Here is a 17,664-nt window from a genome sequence, read left to right on the forward strand (position 1 = left end):
AAATGCAGAAAACAAAGAGAAAGAGTACATCTGAACTACGGGAAGGTTATACAACGGGTTCTTGTGCAACAGCTTGTGCAAAAGCGGCACTAATTGCTTTAATCACAAAACAAGTACAAAAGAGGGTAATGATACATCTGCCAATTGGAAAAGATGTTGAATTTCTAATAGAAGATTGCAACATGGGAGACTTTGAAGTGACGTGTTCAACAATTAAAGACGGCGGGGACGATCCTGATGCAACCCATGGCGCTATTATTCAAGCAACAGTTTCTTGGAGAGAGGACAGGGAAATTTTTATCGATGGCGGCAAAGGAGTAGGCAGGGTCACAAAACCCGGATTGCCGATTAAAGTGGGACTTGCAGCCATTAATCCCGTTCCACGGAAAATGATTCAAACGGAAATTGAAAACGTATTAAAACATTTTGAGATTGAAAAAGGGGTAAATGTTATCATTTCTGTTCCCGATGGTGAAGAAATTGCCAAAAAAACATTAAATAGCCGTCTCGGAATCATTGGAGGAATTTCAATATTGGGAACAAGGGGAACGGTTGTTCCTTTTTCTAATGCTGCTTATATGGCAAGTATTGTACAAGCTATATCAGTGGCCAAAGCATCCGGTTGTGAGCATCTTGTTTTTACAACAGGTGGACGAAGCGAAAAATTTGCTATGAGCATGTTTTCCGATCTTCCTGAAGTTGCTTTTATTGAAATGGGCGATTTTGTGGGTTTTGCAATGAAACATTGCAAAAAAATCGGCATTCCAAAAGTTTCTTTGGTTGGAATGATGGGAAAATTTTCAAAACTTGCCCGAGGTTCGATGATGCTCCACTCAAAAGGTTCTCAAGTAAGTTTTGAATTTCTTGCTTCCATTGCTAAAGAATGTGGAGCTGCAAATGAAAGCATCGTAAAAATTCTTCAAGCGAACACAGCGAATGAAGTTGGGGAAATCATGAGAGAACTAGGATGCAAGACCTTTTTTGACAAAATATCGGAACATTGCTGTAAAGAAGTAATTAAACATGTGGAAGGCGGATTGATTGTTTCGACTGCGATTTATTCAATGAATGGAGAATTATTAGGAAAGGCGGAAAATATTGATGCCTATTAAATTGATTGGAATTGGAGACAACGGTGTACATGGACTTCATCCCCAATTAATTGAGTGGATTGAAAATGCGGAAGTTCTTGTTGGAGGAGAAAGACTCTTATCATTTTTCCCAAATTTTAAAGGTGAAAAAATCGTATTAAAAACCAAAATAATGAGGATAGTTGAACAACTTGGAAAAAGGAATCAGAACATTGTGATTCTAGCTTCCGGAGATCCCTTGTTTTATGGCATAGGCGGACTTTTATCAAAAAAAATCCCGGTTGAAATCTATCCCTATATCAGTTCAATACAACTTGCAGCGGCAAAATTTGGAATCAGTTGGCAAGATGCCTATTTTGTCAGCATACATGGACGCCCAATAAAAGGTCTTGCTCAAAAAATCGATGGAAAAAAGAAAGTGTTTATATTAACAGATGAAAATAATTCCCCAAATACTCTAGCAAAATATTTGCTAGAGTTTGGTATGACTGAGTATGAAGCTTATATTGCTGAAAACTTGCAAGGGGAAGAGGAGCGTTGCAGAAAAATGACGTTGGAAGAAATGGAGAAATCCAGTTTCTCTCCATTAAATGTTGTGATTTTAGTTCAAACTCAAGAAGCAAAAAAATGGCCGCTTGGCATTGAAGATGAAGAGTTTTATCAACGAAAGCCGGAAAAAGGATTAATAACGAAAAAGGAAGTTCGTGTATTATCCGTTAGCGCTTTGAATTTAAACCCACAAAGCGTTGTGTGGGATATCGGGACATGCACCGGTTCTGTCGCGATTGAAGCTGGGAAAATTGCAAAAGAAGGAAAGATATATGCCATTGAAAAAAATGAAGAAGACATCGCAAACTGTCTCCGTAATCAAAAAAAATTTCGGGTGGATTTCACGGTAGTACACGGAAAAGCGCCGGGAGGCCTTGATGAGTTTCCCGATCCGGATGCCATTTTCATTGGTGGTACAGGCGGCAACATGGAGGAATTATTAACTGTATGTTGTCAAAGGTTGAAAAATGATGGACGCATCGTGTTAAATCTAGCAACAATCGAAAACTTATATGAATCAATCAAGATATTAAACAGATTAGGATTCCATACAGAAGTTACCCAAGTACAAATCGCAAGAAGTAAACCGATTTTATCATTGACCCGGTTAGCTCCATTAAATCCCGTGTTTATTGTAAGTGCAAAACGAAAGGAAGATGGAAATGAATAAAGGGACTCTATACGGAATAGGTGTTGGACCTGGAGATCCTGAATTAATTACTTTAAAAGCTTTTCGCACACTTCAAGAATGTCCAGTCATTGCTTATCCAAAAAAAATGCGAGGTTCAAAAAGTTATGCATACAAAATTGCAGAAGTTTTTATACGGCCTGAAGAAAAGGAAATGTTGGGCCTAATATTTCCAATGACGAAAGATGAAGAAGTATTAAAAAGGGAATGGAATAAAGCCGTTGATGAAATCTATGGGAAAATTGCCAATGGAAAAGATGTGGCGTTTGTTACGGAAGGGGATCCGCTATTATATAGCACTTTTATTCATTTAATGAAGTTAATGAGCGAAAAATATCCAGATGTCAAAATTCAAGCAGTTCCTGGCATTTCCTCTATTAACGGTGCAGCTTCCTGTCTAAACATTCCTCTGGCTGATGGTGATGAACAAGTCGCGATTATACCTGCAAATGATGATGTCGATAAAATGAGAAAAGCGATTGAAACCCATGATGCTGTTGTATTTCTTAAAGTTGCAAAGGTCATAGATTTGATGCTGGAAATTCTTCGGGATTTGGGCTTGGAAAACAAAGCGCACGTAGTGACAAAAGTAACATCTGAAGAAGAAATAATCTGGAGCATCGATGAATTGGACGGTGCGGATTTAAATTATTTAACGTTAATGGTGGTGCGAAAATGAAAAAAATATGGATTATTGGAGCTGGTCCGGGCGATCCCGATTTAATCACGGTGAAGGGTTTACATATTTTGCAACAATCAGATTGTATTCTCTATACAGACTCTCTTGTGAATGAAGAGTTAATTGCCAAAGCAAAGAAAGAAGCAGAAATAATAAAAACGAGCGGAATGCATTTGGAAGAAATTGTATCAATCATTGTAGATCGGGTGGACCGTGGAAAAAAAGTTGCACGTGTTCATACCGGAGATTCATCGATGTATGGTGCTATTGCAGAACAAATCGCATTACTAAAAAAAGAAGGCATTGAAGTTGAAATCATTCCGGGTGTGAGTTCAGTTTTTGCTTCAGCAGCAGCAGTACAAGCAGAACTGACAATTCCCGAATTAACTCAAACCCTGATTTTAACCCGAGCAGAAGGACGAACGCCTGTGCCGGAAAAAGAAAAATTAAAAGATTTGGCAAGCCATCATTGTACAATCGCTCTTTTCCTCAGTGCCACTTTAACGAAAAAAATCATGAAGGAATTGAAAGAAGCAGGCTGGCAAGATGATACGCCTGTAGCAGTTATTCAAAAAGCTACTTGGCCAGATCAAAAAATCGTTCGAACGACACTTGCTCAACTTGATGAAGCAATGAAAGAAAATGGCATTCGCAAACATGCCATGATATTGGCTGGATGGGCACTAGATCCAAACATTTATGAAAAGAATTCTTATCGTTCGAAACTTTACGATGCCGAGTTTACCCACGGCTATAGGAAAGGAGTTTCAAAGTGATTCAACTAGCGGAGGAGGAAATTCCGAAAATCAATCAAAAGAATGATTATGCGATTGTAGCGATTACAAAACATAGCGCAGAAATTGCGAGAAAATTAAGAGGACTTTTTCCAAATGGCGACTTGTATTATCCGCATAAGTTTGCCAAAGGTGATGAAGAGGGTCTGGGAATTCAGTTATATGATGGCAATGTTCGGATTCTGCTTTCAGCCATTTTTTATAAATATAAAGGTCTCATTTTGTTTATTTCTCTTGGTGCAGTTGTTCGCATGATTGCACCACTATTAAAAGATAAAAAAATCGATCCGGCAGTCGTTGTCATCGATGATCGGGGTAAAAATGTAATCAGTGTGCTTTCAGGCCATTTAGGAGGTGCGAATGAATTAACGAGAGAAATCGCCGCATTGCTTCACGCAAATCCCGTTATTACCACAGCATCTGATGTTCAACAAACCATCGCCGTAGATTTATTTGGCTCCAGATTCGGATGGGTTTGGGATTCCGAAGAGCATTTGACCAAGGTAAGTGCGGCTGTCGTCAACGAAGAACCAGTTGCCATAGTGCAGGAAAGTGGAGAGCGTTCTTGGTGGTTATATGATCATCCATTACCGAAAAATATCATGTTATATCCGACAATTTTGGACGCAATCGATGCGAAGCCAAGCGGTGCTTTAATAATCACGCATCGCTTACTTGCCCCAGAAGAAAAATCAATATTGCAATGCGGTATTATTTTTAGACCAAAAGTGATCGTAATAGGCATCGGTTGTAATCGCGGAACAAGCGGGGAGGAGATTCAGTCAGTCATTGAAGAGACGTTGCTTGAGATGGGATTTTCTTCAAAAAGTATAAAAGCGATATGCACCATTGACTTAAAGAAAGATGAAGAAGGTTTATTAAAAGTGGTGGAAGAACGAAAAGTGGAATTTTGTACGTATACAGCCAAGGAACTTAATGAAATGCATATCGAAGAACCATCAGAAACGGTTTATAAATATACAGGGGCATATTCCGTGAGTGAAGCAGCAGCGAAACGGTATTTACAATCGGATTCCCTTGTCCTTGTCAAAAAGAAAAGCGGCAATGTAACGATTTCTGTAGGGGTTCTAGAACATAAGGAGGATTATCCGTGGCAAAAAGAGTAATGATTGCAGGTACATCGAGCGGTGTTGGAAAAACAACTTTAACAATCGGAATTATGGCTGCACTGAAAAAGAGAAATTTAGTCGTCCAAGGTTTTAAATGCGGTCCTGATTATATCGATCCATCTTATCATACTGCCGTTACAAAACGAGTTTCCCGAAATATCGATAGCTGGATGTTAAGCCGCGAAGTAATCCGTGATATTGTAGAACGGTCTGGCCGCGATGCAGATATTTCAATTATCGAAGGGGTGATGGGGTATTTTGATGGCAAAAGTCCATTGGAAAATACCGGATCCGCTGCTGAAATCGCTGTCATTACTGAAAGTCCAGTTCTGCTGGTGGTGGATTGCTCAAGCATGGCAAGAAGTGCAGCAGCAATTGTCAAAGGTTTTCAAACTCTGCATGAACCATCGCGAATCGTTGGTGTAATTGCCAACAGAGTTGGAAGCGAGGGCCATTTTAACATTGTAAAAACAGCCATTGAACAAGAATGTAAAATTCCGGTAATCGGCTATATGAAGAAAAACAATGATCTCCATTTGCCAAGCAGGCATCTCGGATTAATTCCGGCTATTGAAAGGGGAGAATTGGATTCTTATTTTGATTCGCTGGCACAAGAAGTAGAAAAAACCATTGATCTCAACCGGCTATTAAGCATTTCTGAAACGAACAATTTACAAGAAGTTGAAAATTCTATTTTTCACGAAGATCCAAAGGTAAATGTAATAATCGCCGTTGCAAAGGATGCGGCCTTTAATTTTTATTACGAAGAAAATATACAATTACTTAAATCGCGCGGGGCTGAAATTCAATATTTTTCCCCATTAGCGAACGAACCGGTACCTGAAGATGCAGATGGATTATATATTGGCGGGGGCTTTCCCGAAGAATTCGCAGAACAGCTTGCAAATAATGAAGTTTCAAAACAATCCATTAAAGAACTGATTGAAAACGGGCTTCCAACAGTGGCTGAATGTGGAGGGTTCATGTACTTGACAAAATCCATCCAGTCAACTGAAGGTATAAGCTATCCAATGGTTGGGATCATTGATGGAAACGTTATAATGCAACCTAAACTTGCAGCTCTTGGTTACCGGGAAATTGTTGGAGTAAACAACAATTTCCTCATGGGAGAAGGAGAGACGGCAAAAGGCCATGAATTCCATTATTCCACTTTTATACCAAATACAGAGCAGGTGCCGGCTTATGCATTGAAAAGTCGATTTGGACAAAAACAGGATGGTTGTGTTGTCCATTCATTAATTGCAGGATATGTCCATTTCCATTTCGCATCCAATCCGAAGCTGATCGATAACTGGTTGAATGCTTGTTTAAAATATCAACAACAGAAACGGAAATAAAACTATTATACTATTAAATAATTTTCAATTCAGTAAACAACAATGCAACTTTGTTCCGGGAGGGAAATATGAGCAAAGGAAAAGTATATTTAGTAGGAGCTGGACCTGGAGATGAAAAATTGATCACAGTCAAGGGGCTCGAATGCATACAGCAATCAGACTGCATTGTGTATGATCGGCTTATAAATCCATCATTGCTAGAGTATGCTCCCAAAAATGCAGAACGCATTTATTGCGGTAAATTGCCTGGAAAACATATGCTCATTCAAGAGGAAATTCATGAAATTCTTGTACAAAAAGCATTGGAAGGAAAGATTGTTACGAGATTAAAGGGAGGGGATCCCGGTATTTTTGGAAGAGTAGGAGAAGAAGCCAGTGTCCTCAAGCAGCATGGGATTCCCTTTGAAATTGTGCCTGGCGTTACTGCAAGTGTTGCAGCAGCCGAGTATGCCGGGATTCCATTAACCCATCGCGAATATGCATCCAGTGTTGCCCTTGTTACAGGACACGGATGTAAAGAAAATGGTCCTGATCATTTAAATTGGAGAGCACTCTCTGGAATCGATACGATTGCTTTTTATATGGGAGTTGGGAATTTACAGAATATTTGCCGTCAATTAATGCAAAATGGCAAAGCCCCCGGTACTCCGGTCGCGATTATCGAAAATGGTACGACGAAGGTACAACGAACCATTTCTGGAACATTAGATACGATTTCCCAATTGGCTGCGAGCGAAAAGATTACAAATCCTGCCATGATCATTGTGGGTGAAGTTGTAAAGGTAAGAGAACAAGCAATGTGGTTTGAAGATACCTTATATAAAACAAAAAACAATACCAATACACAATAATGGAAGGAGGAGAATGACAATGAAACATAAAGGACTCACTTTAATATATACTGGTGATGGTAAAGGGAAAACGACTGCAGCGTTGGGACTAACATTGCGTGCAATTGGCCGTGGAATGAATGTCTGTTTTTTACAGTTCATTAAATCGAAACAACGTATTTACGGTGAAGCCATTGCCTTAGAAAAATTAGGAGTTGCAATGGAACAATTAGGCCTCGGTTGCATTAGCCAAGGCGAAGAAGGGAAAGGCTCCGTTAAGGTTGAACAATTAGGAATCGGATTTACATGGACGAAGACACCGGAAGAGCATCGGGAAGCTTTGAAAAAAGGGTGGGAAATTGCAAAACAAGCCCTCCAAGATCCAACGATTGATTTATTAGTGTTGGATGAACTAAACAATGCTCTCAGTATTACAAACTTTCCGGTTGATGACGTAATTCCTCTTGATGAAGTGATCACAGCACTTCAAAATCGTCCAAAACATATGAATGTCGTGATTACAGGCCGTAATGCGAAACAAGAATTGATCGACATTGCAGATTTGGTTTCGACTATCGATTGTACGAAACATTATTATAATGAAGGAATTTCGGCGGTAAAAGGCCTGGAATTTTAAAGGAGAGAAAATATTTGCGTGCAAGTTCAATTATGATACAAGGAACGTCTTCTGATGTGGGGAAAAGTGTTCTTTGTACGGCACTTTGCCGCATCTTCTCCAATGCAGGATACAAAGTTGCCCCTTTTAAGTCTCAAAATATGGCATTGAATTCCTATGTTACCCAGAATGGGGAAGAAATCGGCCGAGCTCAAGGGGTGCAGGCAGAAGCTGCCAGGATAATCCCTAATTCAAAAATGAATCCGATTTTGCTCAAACCGAAACAAGATATGGTTTCGGAAGTCATCGTTCATGGGAAGCATTTTATGGATATGGGTGCAACAAATTATCGAGAGAACTTTACGCTGCAAGCAATGCCAATTGTGGAAAAAGCCATCCATGACTTGGAACAATCCTACGATATTATTGTGGCAGAAGGTGCCGGCAGCCCTGCGGAGATTAATTTAAAAGACCGCGACATTGCGAATATGCGGGTAGCAAAAATGCTGGATGCCGATGTGTTCCTCGTTGCAGACATCGACCGGGGCGGAGTTTTTGCTTCAATTGTCGGCACGCTTGCATTGTTGGATGAAGAAGAACGGAAACTTGTAAAAGGTATCATCATTAATAAATTTAGAGGGATGATTGAATTACTTCAGGATGGCATACAATGGCTTGAAAACTATACCGGAATTCCCGTTATTGGGGTTATCCCTTATTTAGACTGCCAGATTGAAGCTGAAGATTCTTTAGCCCTCGATACTTTAAAACTAAAAAACCCTAAAAAGAAATGCCCTATTGATGTGGCTTGTATTCAATTGCCGAGAATATCTAATTTTACAGACTTAGATCCGTTGTTTGAGGAGCCTGACGTAGGGGTACGCTTAGTTAGAGATGTGAAGGAGTTAGGAAATCCAGATTGCATCATCATACCTGGTACAAAAAATACAACGGGCGACTTAATGTGGTTAAAAGAAACGAAATTATTTGAAGCTATTCAACAATGTTATTCAAAGGGCAGCAGAGTTTTCGGAATTTGTGGCGGTTATCAAATATTAGGCGAGAAACTTCTCGATCCTGATGGTGTAGAAGGAAATTTGAAGGAAGTCTCAGGCCTTTCTCTACTGCCGATACAAACGATCTTTGAAAAAAATAAAAGAACGACCCAAACAAAAGGCAAAATTCATTCAACGCTTTTCCAAAAAGAAATTGAAGTGGAAGGATACGAGATTCATTTAGGCCAAACAAAGGTAAAGGAAAATGCATTACCTTTTTTACAATTAAATGATGGAACAACGGATGGTATTATTGTTCATAATGGGAAAGCCATTGGCACATATTTACATGGCATCTTCCAAAATCGCTATTTTACAAGGGCGTATTTTAATGAAATAAGAAAAAGTAAGGGGTTGAATCCATTACCAATGGAAGTACAAACGGATAAAGAACGCCGTGAACAGGCATATGAAATACTGGCAGAACAAGTGCAAAGCTGTTTAAATATGGAATATATATATGCTTTATTAGAAAAACAAAAATTAATGAAAAATGGGAAGTAAATGTCGAATTACAAATAGCCTTCAATCCAAAGTATTTTTCGGATTGGGGGCAATTTTGCATTGCTTAGGATTCACCAATTTATGCTAGACTCCGCACTTATTTTCCTATCTGTGCTATAGAAACATCCCCTAACGCCATAATCAACAACACCCTTTCTGCTGGAAAATTAATAAGTTGAAAAGAAGAATTAACCTTTCAAACAATAAAACCTTTGTAATTGTATTCTGAAACAGTAAAGCGTAGAATGAGGATGAATAGTGGAAAAAAGGGGTTTTGAACATGGAAAATAGTCGTTTAGTGAATGAATTTATCGAGTTAGTCCAAATTGATTCAGAAACAAAACATGAGGAAAAAATAGCACCAATTCTTGTAAATAAATTGGAAGATTTAGGTTTTTCTGTTTATCAAGATGATGCTCATACACGCAATGGTCATGCGGCAGGAAATATTATTGCCACTTTGGAAGGATCATTGGATGTTGAACCGATTTATTTTACCGTACATATGGATACGGTTGTTCCTGGGAAGGGCATTAAACCACAAATAAAAGAAGATGGCTATATATATTCTGACGGCACAACCATTTTAGGCGCCGATGATAAAGCTGGAATTGCTGCACTTTTGGAAATGGTTCGCCGTCTTAAAGAACAGTCCATTGAACACGGTACAATACAATTCATTATTACAGCAGGCGAAGAAGATGGTCTTGCCGGCTCTAAGGAGTTGGATCGGGATAAAATTATTGCCAAGTACGGCTATGCGGTTGACAGCGATGGAAAAGTGGGAGGAATCGTTGTTGCGGCTCCTTATCAAGCAAAATTAAATGTAAAAATCTTTGGAAAAACAGCCCATGCAGGAGTGGAACCGGAAAAAGGGATTTCTGCTATTACATTGGCAGCGAAAGCCATTGCGGAAATGAAATTAGGGCGCATCGACCATGAAACAACAGCGAATATTGGGCGTTTTGAAGGCGGCAAAGCGACAAATATCGTTTGTGATGAAGTATTCATCCTAGCAGAAGCCCGCTCCATCCAAAAAGAGAAATTAGATAAGCAAACAGCTCATATGAAAGAAACTTTTGAAAAAGTGGCTGAAAAATTTGGAGGCCGCGCTGAAGTGGATGTACAGTTGATGTATCCGGGATTTTCAGTAGGTGAAACGGATAAAGTAGTACAAGTGGCAGTGGAAGCAGTAAAAAATGTTGGCAGAACACCTCAAATTGGGGTCTCTGGTGGGGGAAGCGACGCCAATGTCATTTCAAGTTTTGGCATTCCTACAGTCAATTTGTCAGTAGGCTATGAAAATATTCATACAACAAATGAACGAATGCCTATTGAAGAACTAGAAAAATTAGCCGATTTATTAGTAGAAATCGTTAAATGCGCAAGCAAGAAATAGTACAATTTGAGGTGATTTATTTGAAATCAGTCATTTTTCGCTGTGAGAATGAAGAATATGGAATCGCCATTGACCAAGTAGTTTCCATAGAAAAAATCGGCAAAATTACACCAATTCCCCATTTGCCCAAATATTTGATCGGTTTTACGCGCATTCGGGAAGAACTGATTCCGGTGCTTGATTTTAATATTATCTTATACAATAAACCAACTTCCGATCCGATGTCTCGAATAATTGTATTAAATACGGATATTGTGAATTTTGGTTTAGTGGTAAGCGAAGCAAAAGAGATTTTAGATATACGAGAAGACGATATTCAACAAGTAGGACTTGTGAATTATTCTCAAACGAAATATTTTACAGCAGTAGCGAATCTCGATAATCGGATGATTACCATTGTCAGTCCGAAAGTTTTAGTGAATTCGCTGGAAGGGATTCGGGAAATTATCGATTATTTACATCAATTGCTGGCGGAAGAAAAAGAAAGCAATGCTTGACAGACTTTATGGCTAGAAAAAGGTGTAGACCCTTTTCTAGCTTCATTTTTATAAAAGGTGGGATGAGGAGAAATGAAATATCCATATCGGCCAATACTGCGCATTCCGAAAACGAAAACCGAAAAAATCTTTGACATCATCGGCATTGGCTGTTTTCTTGTATCGATTCTTTATATCGTTCTTCAATGGAACCATCTCCCTGATCAAATTCCGGGTCATTTTAATGGAAAAGGAGAAGTGGACCGTTGGGGGTCAAAATATGAACTATTTATTTTGCCTGTTATTGGTTTGTTTATTCTGTTGTTGAACACCGCTTTTGAAAAAGCGCCCCACATGCATAATTATCCAAAGCGGCTGAATGAATCGAATGTGGAAGCGTTTTATTTGAACAGCCGAAAAATGCTCAATGCGATGAAAAATTTATGCATGGTGTTCTTTGCCTATTTGAATTTTGAAATGGTTCAAATCGGATTGAAGCAGAAAGAATCCCTCGATCCATGGTTTATACCGGCATTTATCGTCATCGTTTTCATACCATTGGCCATCGGTATCTATAAACAATCGAAAATCAAATAATCCCCCATGGAGTGATATAATGAACGTCCGTCAAAAACTCATGGAATTGTCTGAAGAAAAATACCGGCTTTTTCAAAAAACATTAATTCCAAATCATGAAAACATTTTAGGGGTGCGTCTTCCGATTTTAAGAACGTTGGCAAAAGAGATTTCGGAAGAGGATTGGGAAGGTTTTCTGCGGAATGGGAAAGAGGAATTTTTTGAAGAAATCATGCTGAAAGGGATGGTCATCGGGCAGGTGAAACTGCCCTTGAAAGAAAGGCTGGATTGGATTCGATGGTTTGTGCCGAAAATCGATAATTGGGCTGTCTGTGACAGTTTTTGCAGCGGTTTGAAGTTTGCAAAAAAGCATCCGGATGAAGTTTGGCAATTTATTCTGCCATATTTTCGTTCCGACAAAGAATTCGAAATCCGCTTTGCGGTGGTCATGTGTTTGAGCTATTTTATTGAAGAATCTTATCTTCAAGAAATTTTCCGAATATTCAATGGAATTCATCATGACGGCTATTATGTAAAGATGGCCACAGCCTGGGCGATTTGTGAAGCCTATTTGAAATATCCGGAAGAAACAACAAACTTTCTTCGTTCGAATTCATTGGACGATTTTACACATAATAAAGCGCTGCAAAAAATCACAGAATCCCGTCGCATCAGCAAAGAAGAGAAAGAAATGATCCGGAAGTGGAAACGATCATGACATTAATAGGGAAATCCCTTCCAAGTCCAACAAACGTTTTTTCACATCCAGCCCTCCGCTATATCCCGTAAGGCTTCCATTTTTTCCAATGACCCGATGGCAAGGGATGACGATCGATAACGGATTGCTACCAATGGCGCCCCCGACGGCTCGGACGGCTTTAGGATTTCCGATTTGTCTGGCCACTTCACCATAAGTTGTCGTCTTCCCGTATGGAATATCGCATAACGCTTTCCATACTTCTTGTTGAAAAGGGGTGCCATGAAGATCGAAAGGCAATGAAAATTCTTTGCGTTGCCCGTTTAAATATTCAATGAGCTGTGAAATATACGGTTTCATAAATGATCCTTCTTCAATCACTTCACAATGGGGAAATCGTCTTCGGCAATATTGGGTCAATTCCTCCATGGAAGAATGGTCTGTGCCAACAAAAACCAACCCCTTTTCGGAAGAAGCGATATATAAGTGCATATATGGATGTTTGACATGTGCGGCATAAATGACTTTCTTTTCCAATCTGATCCCCCCGATTCATGCAATCCCTATTTGCTTTATGATAACGTAAAACTCATTTTTTATGGATATTTGTTCTATTCTAATTTTTATCACTTTTCTCAAAAAAACGATTTATTGTAATATTATATTATTATATATCATGGTAAGATGGGGGAAGAAAGTTGATACACTTAAAAGATGTAACGGTCATTCGGAATGGTAAATATCTATTAAAAGGGATCAATTGGGATGTAAATAAAGGTGAACATTGGGCCATTCTGGGATTGAACGGCTCCGGCAAAACTTCATTGTTGAACGTCATTAACGGATATTTATACCCGACTTCAGGAAAGGTTGAGGTGTTGGACCAGGAATTTGGGAAAACAAACATTCCGGAATTGCGGAAAGAGATCGGTTTTATCAGTTCTTCATTAAAGCAGCAATTAAAAGATTATGATATCGTGTTGAGCGTTGTGCTCAGCGGAATATTTGCATCCATTGGCTTGTATGAAGCGGTTGAGAAAAAAGATGTGGAAATGGCCCGCACACTCATGGAACAATTGGGAATTGAACATTTGGAAAATACCCGATACGGTATATTATCTGAAGGCGAGAAGCAACGGGTGCTGATTGCAAGGGCGCTTATGGCCAAACCGAAAATATTGATTTTGGACGAGCCTTGCAACGGATTGGATTTGATCGCCCGTGAAGAGTTCCTGGAATTTATCGATCGGCTAGCCAAACAAGAGTTTTGCCCAACATTGATTTACGTTACCCATCACGTGGAAGAAATTTTGCCTTGTTTTTCCCATGTTCTGTTAATGAAAGATGGGGAAGTATATGAAAAAGGATTGGCAAGTGATTTATTGACAGAGGAAACATTGACCCGGTTCTTCGGCCGCGAAGTATCCGTACAAGAACAGCAAAACCGTACTTGGATTGCAATCAAATCATGAAATACCCATTTCAATTAGAGGAGCAATGCGGATGAAAGAAAACAAAATCGTGAAAGAACTTGCATCTTGGTTTTTGGTAATTTTGATGGGGTATGCTATTGCATTCATATGCAGAGAGTATATCTTTTCCCCCGTCGTGGTGGATGGTGCCTCGATGTCTCCGACTTACGAAAATGAGGATATCATTCTGGTAAGCAAAATAAGCAAAATAGAACGATTTGATCATATTGTTTTTAAAGCTCCTTATGAAGACGAATATTATATTAAAAGGGTCATTGGCTTGCCCGGAGATATGATTGAAATGAAAGACGATGTTTTGATCATCAATGGAAAAGAGTATGAAGAGCCCTATGTGAATCGCAATTCAGTCTCGCAAATGCGCACGACGGAAAACTTTACTCTGGAAGAATTGACAGGGGAAAAGACTGTTCCGGAGGGCTATATTTTTGTATTGGGCGATAATCGTTTGAGAAGTTACGATAGCCGGCATTTTGGATTGATTCCATTGGATGATGTGTACGGAGAATCAAAAATGCGGATTTATCCATTGAAGAACATGAAAATTTTTTATAAACCTGTTGAGTGACACTTTTGAATGGATATTGGTACATATAAAAATTGTCATTTTGGGATTCCTGGGAACACCATTTTTCAATCGGGAAAAATGGTGTATTTTTTTATTAAGTTTTTTGTATTCACATCTAAAGCTTATCGAAGAAGGTGTTTGGCATGTATTATCCTATGATGATGAAATTGGAAGGAAAAAAGGTTGTCATCATTGGCGGCGGACGGGTTGCTTTTCAAAAACTGAAGGGGCTCGAAAATACGAAGGCGAAGATTACGGTTGTGAGTCCAACCATCATTCCGGAAATGGAAGAATGGCTGAACGAGCATGATGCCATATGGATTCAAAAGGAGTTTGAACCATCGGATATCGAACAGGCTGATCTCATTTTTGCAACAACAAATGATCCGAAAGTAAATCAAGCAATAGGGCTGCATAAAAAAGGGCATCAATTATTGCTTCGTGCGGATCATCCAAAGGAAAGCGATTTTATTACTCCAGCCGTGGTCCAGAGAGGAAAACTTACCATTTCGATTTCTACGGATGGGGCGAGTCCGGGTTTATCCAAAAAAATTAAAAAAGAGTTGGAACAACAATTTGATGAAAATTTTGGGGAATATGTGCAATTTCTGGAAGATGCAAGAAGGGTTGTTTTGAAACAAATCGGTGATGCATCCTTGAGAAAATCCATTTTGACCCGTTTATTGGATCCTGTTTTTTATGAGTTGACAATGGAAAGGAAATTGAAAAAAAGGGATCATTTGTTGATGGATTTGATAAAGTCGGCCATTAACGACGATAAAAATATTATGTAAACAAAAATGGTTGATTTGATCAATGTTTGTATCACAGATTTTAATTTTCCGGATGAATGGGAGTTCAGGCGGATATAAATGGGCTTGCTATAAATAAAAAAGGGGATGCCGCCCACACAGCCAATTGTAAACAAGTTTGCATACAATGCAGTAAGGAAGGGGGCAGACAATGTTTGAAAAAATCAAATATTTAATTGGAAAGCCCATTGGTGTTTATCTGAAAAACGGATTAAGCGTTTCCGGTGTATTGTGTGATGCAAACGAACACGAAATTTCCATCATGGAATATTTATACCAGGAAAAATTTGTACAGCGTCATTACGATTTTCATATGATTCAAGGTATTTATATGTTTCCAAGCTGCTCGGATGAATATTTAAACTGACGTCCTCTGGATTATATTCTGGAGGATTTATTTTGTTTCCCATTTTTGAATGAAATGAATCGGTTGAAAAAGGGAAATGTAGCGGTGTCTCAGTGCATCGCTACATTTTTTATTACTAGTTTATAAGGTGGATTAATTAATTTTATAAAAATATGAATAATAAATGAAACATTTGGGCATTACTTAGTACGAATTGACATTCAATAAGCAAGTTTGTTTGTTAAGGAGGACTAAGTATGCTAAGGAAAATCAGTTTATTATTATTATTGGCAATGACATTGTTTACTACATCGTTGACATATGCGGAAGAATTATCATTGGAAGAGTCTAGAATTGGAATATTAAAGAATCTGTTGGGAAACAGAGTGGTGGAAGATGCCATCACCCGTCAATTGGCTTTTGAAAAAGAAGATGAAGACTATATCATATACACTGTGAAAGAAGGGGACAACTTATTCCGGATTGCATATAATCATAGCGTCCCATTGGATTTGTTGATGGAATGGAATGACTTGGATGATACTTTGATCCATCCGGGAAAAGAATTGATCATTAAAACCGATGGAAAGTACAAAAAAGAATATAAACCGATTTCCGTTGTGGCTGACGCCACTCAACAAATCGCTCCAAAAAAAGAAAAAAATACAGCCAATCATGACGCTGCACAACAGGTTGTTGCCAGCGTTGAACCGGCATCTTCCGGGAAAGAATTGATGGTTACTGCGACAGCTTACACTGCATATTGCAAAGGTTGCTCGGGAACGACGGCCTATGGAATTAATTTACGTGAAAATCCCCATTTAAAAGTGATTGCCGTTGATCCGAACGTCATTCCACTTGGCACAAGAGTATGGGTGGAAGGATATGGGTATGCCATTGCCGGCGATACAGGCGGGGCCATCAAAGGAAATAAAATCGATGTTTTCATTCCTTCCTATGATGAAGCAATGCAATGGGGAGTAAAAAAGGTAAAAGTGAAAATCCTGGATTAATGAACTGAAAAATTGGTGCTAAATATCACTTCATTTTCAATCCCTTGAAAATGAAGTGTTTTTTTATTGAAAGGGTTTCCGAATGAAAGAATCAATTTTCAAACAGATATTACCACATAATGTAAACTGACTTGGAAAACACTTCTTTTGATTTTTGCAGTTATTTCAGATATATTTAAAAAAGCAACTATAATTCCTATTAAAAACATAGGATTTTTTTATAGATTCGTTGAATTTAGGTGATGAAAATGAAAAACTTGTTAATGAATAAAAACGATATTTTGCTGAAAAAAATGCAATTGATTCCATATAAAGATCATGAACAAATTTGCCTCGTCGGTCCTGTGAAATTGCCTGTGAAACAGGGGGATTTCGAGGCCACATTCCAATGGTATACGTGGTTGAAATTGGATCAACCCATCTCGACAAAAGAACAAGTGCTGGATTATATTTTAAGTGCAAACTTGCAAGAGTCCCAGCAATCTTCCGTATTGATTTACGGGGACTTCCAAAATGAAAAGGAAGCCCTGATTCGCATGCATAGCATCTGCCATACAGGAGATATTTTCGGCAGCCAGCGCTGTGATTGCGGCTATCAACTGCATGAATCCATGAAAATGATTGTGGAACATGGATGTGGGGCGATTTTTTACTTGGCCAATCACGAAGGGCGTGGAATCGGGTTATTTTCCAAATCGTTGGCCTACCTGTTGCAGGAAGAAGGCTACGACACGGTGGAAGCCAATCATGCATTAGGTTTTGAAGATGATTCGAGATCTTACGAAGAAGCGATTAAAGTGCTCGAAACATTGCGGGATAAACCGGTAACATTGATTACGAATAATCCAAGAAAACTGGAAGCCCTCAAACGCCATGGATTGCTTGCGGATAAACATATTCCAATATGGGGTGGATTAACGGAAACAAACCGGCGCTATTTGGAAACGAAAATCAAGAAGGCAGGACATATCCCGGAAAAGCAATTGTTTTAGG

The 17,664-nt window shown here is 38.9% G+C and carries 20 protein-coding genes; 19 read left to right on the forward strand and 1 reads right to left on the reverse strand.

The genetic code is table 11. From position 1 onward, the window contains the following. The first annotated feature begins 2 nt into the window (after nt 1-2). The 13 genes from NST13_RS02835 to NST13_RS02895 all read left to right on the forward strand — a co-directional run bounded on the left by NST13_RS02835 (nt 3) and on the right by NST13_RS02895 (nt 12,463). The gene (locus NST13_RS02835; protein WP_342581362.1) at nt 3-1,112 is read left to right on the forward strand and encodes a cobalt-precorrin-5B (C(1))-methyltransferase; all 1,110 of its coding nucleotides are present in this window, start codon (nt 3-5) and stop codon (nt 1,110-1,112) included. Beyond that, nucleotides 1,102-2,310 carry a precorrin-6y C5,15-methyltransferase (decarboxylating) subunit CbiE gene (gene cbiE / locus NST13_RS02840; RefSeq protein ID WP_342469504.1) on the forward strand — a complete coding sequence of 403 codons (1,209 nt, stop codon included), beginning with the start codon at nt 1,102-1,104 and terminating at the stop codon, nt 2,308-2,310. Before NST13_RS02835 ends, cbiE begins: the two co-directional genes overlap by 11 nt. Continuing rightward, the gene (cobI, locus tag NST13_RS02845) at nt 2,303-3,007 is read left to right on the forward strand and encodes a precorrin-2 C(20)-methyltransferase (protein ID WP_342469503.1); all 705 of its coding nucleotides are present in this window, start codon (nt 2,303-2,305) and stop codon (nt 3,005-3,007) included. Before cbiE ends, cobI begins: the two co-directional genes overlap by 8 nt. Next, nucleotides 3,004-3,783 carry a precorrin-4 C(11)-methyltransferase gene (gene cobM / locus NST13_RS02850; RefSeq protein ID WP_342469502.1) on the forward strand — a complete coding sequence of 260 codons (780 nt, stop codon included), beginning with the start codon at nt 3,004-3,006 and terminating at the stop codon, nt 3,781-3,783. The genes cobI and cobM overlap by 4 nt, the downstream gene beginning before the upstream one ends. Next, nucleotides 3,780-4,928 carry a cobalamin biosynthesis protein gene (locus NST13_RS02855; RefSeq protein WP_342581363.1) on the forward strand — a complete coding sequence of 383 codons (1,149 nt, stop codon included), beginning with the start codon at nt 3,780-3,782 and terminating at the stop codon, nt 4,926-4,928. Before cobM ends, NST13_RS02855 begins: the two co-directional genes overlap by 4 nt. Then, on the forward strand, nt 4,928-6,289 hold the full coding sequence (locus tag NST13_RS02860) for a cobyrinate a,c-diamide synthase (RefSeq protein ID WP_342581809.1): 1,362 nt from the start codon (nt 4,928-4,930) through the stop codon (nt 6,287-6,289). The genes NST13_RS02855 and NST13_RS02860 overlap by 1 nt, the downstream gene beginning before the upstream one ends. A gap of 68 nt (nt 6,290-6,357) precedes the next feature. After that, entirely contained in the window at nt 6,358-7,140 is a 783-nt protein-coding gene (cobA, locus tag NST13_RS02865; RefSeq protein WP_342469501.1) for a uroporphyrinogen-III C-methyltransferase, read from the forward strand. A gap of 19 nt (nt 7,141-7,159) precedes the next feature. Continuing rightward, nucleotides 7,160-7,756 carry a cob(I)yrinic acid a,c-diamide adenosyltransferase gene (locus tag NST13_RS02870; RefSeq protein WP_342469500.1) on the forward strand — a complete coding sequence of 199 codons (597 nt, stop codon included), beginning with the start codon at nt 7,160-7,162 and terminating at the stop codon, nt 7,754-7,756. A gap of 14 nt (nt 7,757-7,770) precedes the next feature. Further along, entirely contained in the window at nt 7,771-9,294 is a 1,524-nt protein-coding gene (locus NST13_RS02875) for a cobyric acid synthase (RefSeq protein WP_342469499.1), read from the forward strand. Between the two features lie 280 nt (nt 9,295-9,574). Then, complete coding sequence (locus tag NST13_RS02880) at nt 9,575-10,693, forward strand: M20/M25/M40 family metallo-hydrolase (protein ID WP_208649817.1); 1,119 nt, start codon at nt 9,575-9,577, stop codon at nt 10,691-10,693. A gap of 11 nt (nt 10,694-10,704) precedes the next feature. Continuing rightward, nucleotides 10,705-11,190 carry a chemotaxis protein CheW gene (locus NST13_RS02885; protein ID WP_342581810.1) on the forward strand — a complete coding sequence of 162 codons (486 nt, stop codon included), beginning with the start codon at nt 10,705-10,707 and terminating at the stop codon, nt 11,188-11,190. Nucleotides 11,191-11,262: 72 nt separating this feature from the next. Then, nucleotides 11,263-11,766 carry a DUF1648 domain-containing protein gene (locus NST13_RS02890; RefSeq protein ID WP_342581364.1) on the forward strand — a complete coding sequence of 168 codons (504 nt, stop codon included), beginning with the start codon at nt 11,263-11,265 and terminating at the stop codon, nt 11,764-11,766. A 19-nt stretch (nt 11,767-11,785) separates the two neighbouring features. Next, nucleotides 11,786-12,463 (forward strand): DNA alkylation repair protein, encoded by a 678-nt coding sequence (locus NST13_RS02895; protein ID WP_342581365.1) that lies wholly within the window; start codon nt 11,786-11,788, stop codon nt 12,461-12,463. On the opposite strand, the gene NST13_RS02900 is transcribed toward NST13_RS02895, so the two are convergent. Next, nucleotides 12,458-12,979 (reverse strand): methylated-DNA--[protein]-cysteine S-methyltransferase, encoded by a 522-nt coding sequence (locus NST13_RS02900; protein WP_342581366.1) that lies wholly within the window; start codon nt 12,977-12,979, stop codon nt 12,458-12,460. The genes NST13_RS02895 and NST13_RS02900 overlap by 6 nt on opposite strands. Before the next feature lie 161 nt (nt 12,980-13,140). Between NST13_RS02900 and NST13_RS02905 the strand changes: the two genes are divergently transcribed. The 6 genes from NST13_RS02905 to NST13_RS02930 all read left to right on the forward strand — a co-directional run bounded on the left by NST13_RS02905 (nt 13,141) and on the right by NST13_RS02930 (nt 17,663). Next, nucleotides 13,141-13,914, forward strand: coding sequence for an ABC transporter ATP-binding protein (locus tag NST13_RS02905; RefSeq protein WP_342581367.1), 774 nt, complete (start codon nt 13,141-13,143; stop codon nt 13,912-13,914). Nucleotides 13,915-13,945: 31 nt separating this feature from the next. Further along, complete coding sequence (gene lepB, locus NST13_RS02910) at nt 13,946-14,500, forward strand: signal peptidase I (protein WP_342581368.1); 555 nt, start codon at nt 13,946-13,948, stop codon at nt 14,498-14,500. Nucleotides 14,501-14,643: 143 nt separating this feature from the next. Next, nucleotides 14,644-15,294 carry a bifunctional precorrin-2 dehydrogenase/sirohydrochlorin ferrochelatase gene (locus NST13_RS02915; protein ID WP_342581369.1) on the forward strand — a complete coding sequence of 217 codons (651 nt, stop codon included), beginning with the start codon at nt 14,644-14,646 and terminating at the stop codon, nt 15,292-15,294. Nucleotides 15,295-15,463: 169 nt separating this feature from the next. Beyond that, nucleotides 15,464-15,679 (forward strand): hypothetical protein, encoded by a 216-nt coding sequence (locus tag NST13_RS02920; RefSeq protein ID WP_342469490.1) that lies wholly within the window; start codon nt 15,464-15,466, stop codon nt 15,677-15,679. Nucleotides 15,680-15,915: 236 nt separating this feature from the next. Next, nucleotides 15,916-16,671 carry a 3D domain-containing protein gene (locus tag NST13_RS02925; RefSeq protein WP_342469489.1) on the forward strand — a complete coding sequence of 252 codons (756 nt, stop codon included), beginning with the start codon at nt 15,916-15,918 and terminating at the stop codon, nt 16,669-16,671. 248 nt (nt 16,672-16,919) lie between these two features. Continuing rightward, nucleotides 16,920-17,663 (forward strand): GTP cyclohydrolase II, encoded by a 744-nt coding sequence (locus tag NST13_RS02930; RefSeq protein ID WP_342469488.1) that lies wholly within the window; start codon nt 16,920-16,922, stop codon nt 17,661-17,663. Nucleotide 17,664 lies beyond the last annotated feature (1 nt).

Origin of the sequence: Ureibacillus sp. FSL W7-1570 (genome assembly GCF_038593265.1) — a bacterium.
Classification (GTDB): Bacteria; Bacillota; Bacilli; order Bacillales_A; family Planococcaceae; genus Ureibacillus; species Ureibacillus suwonensis.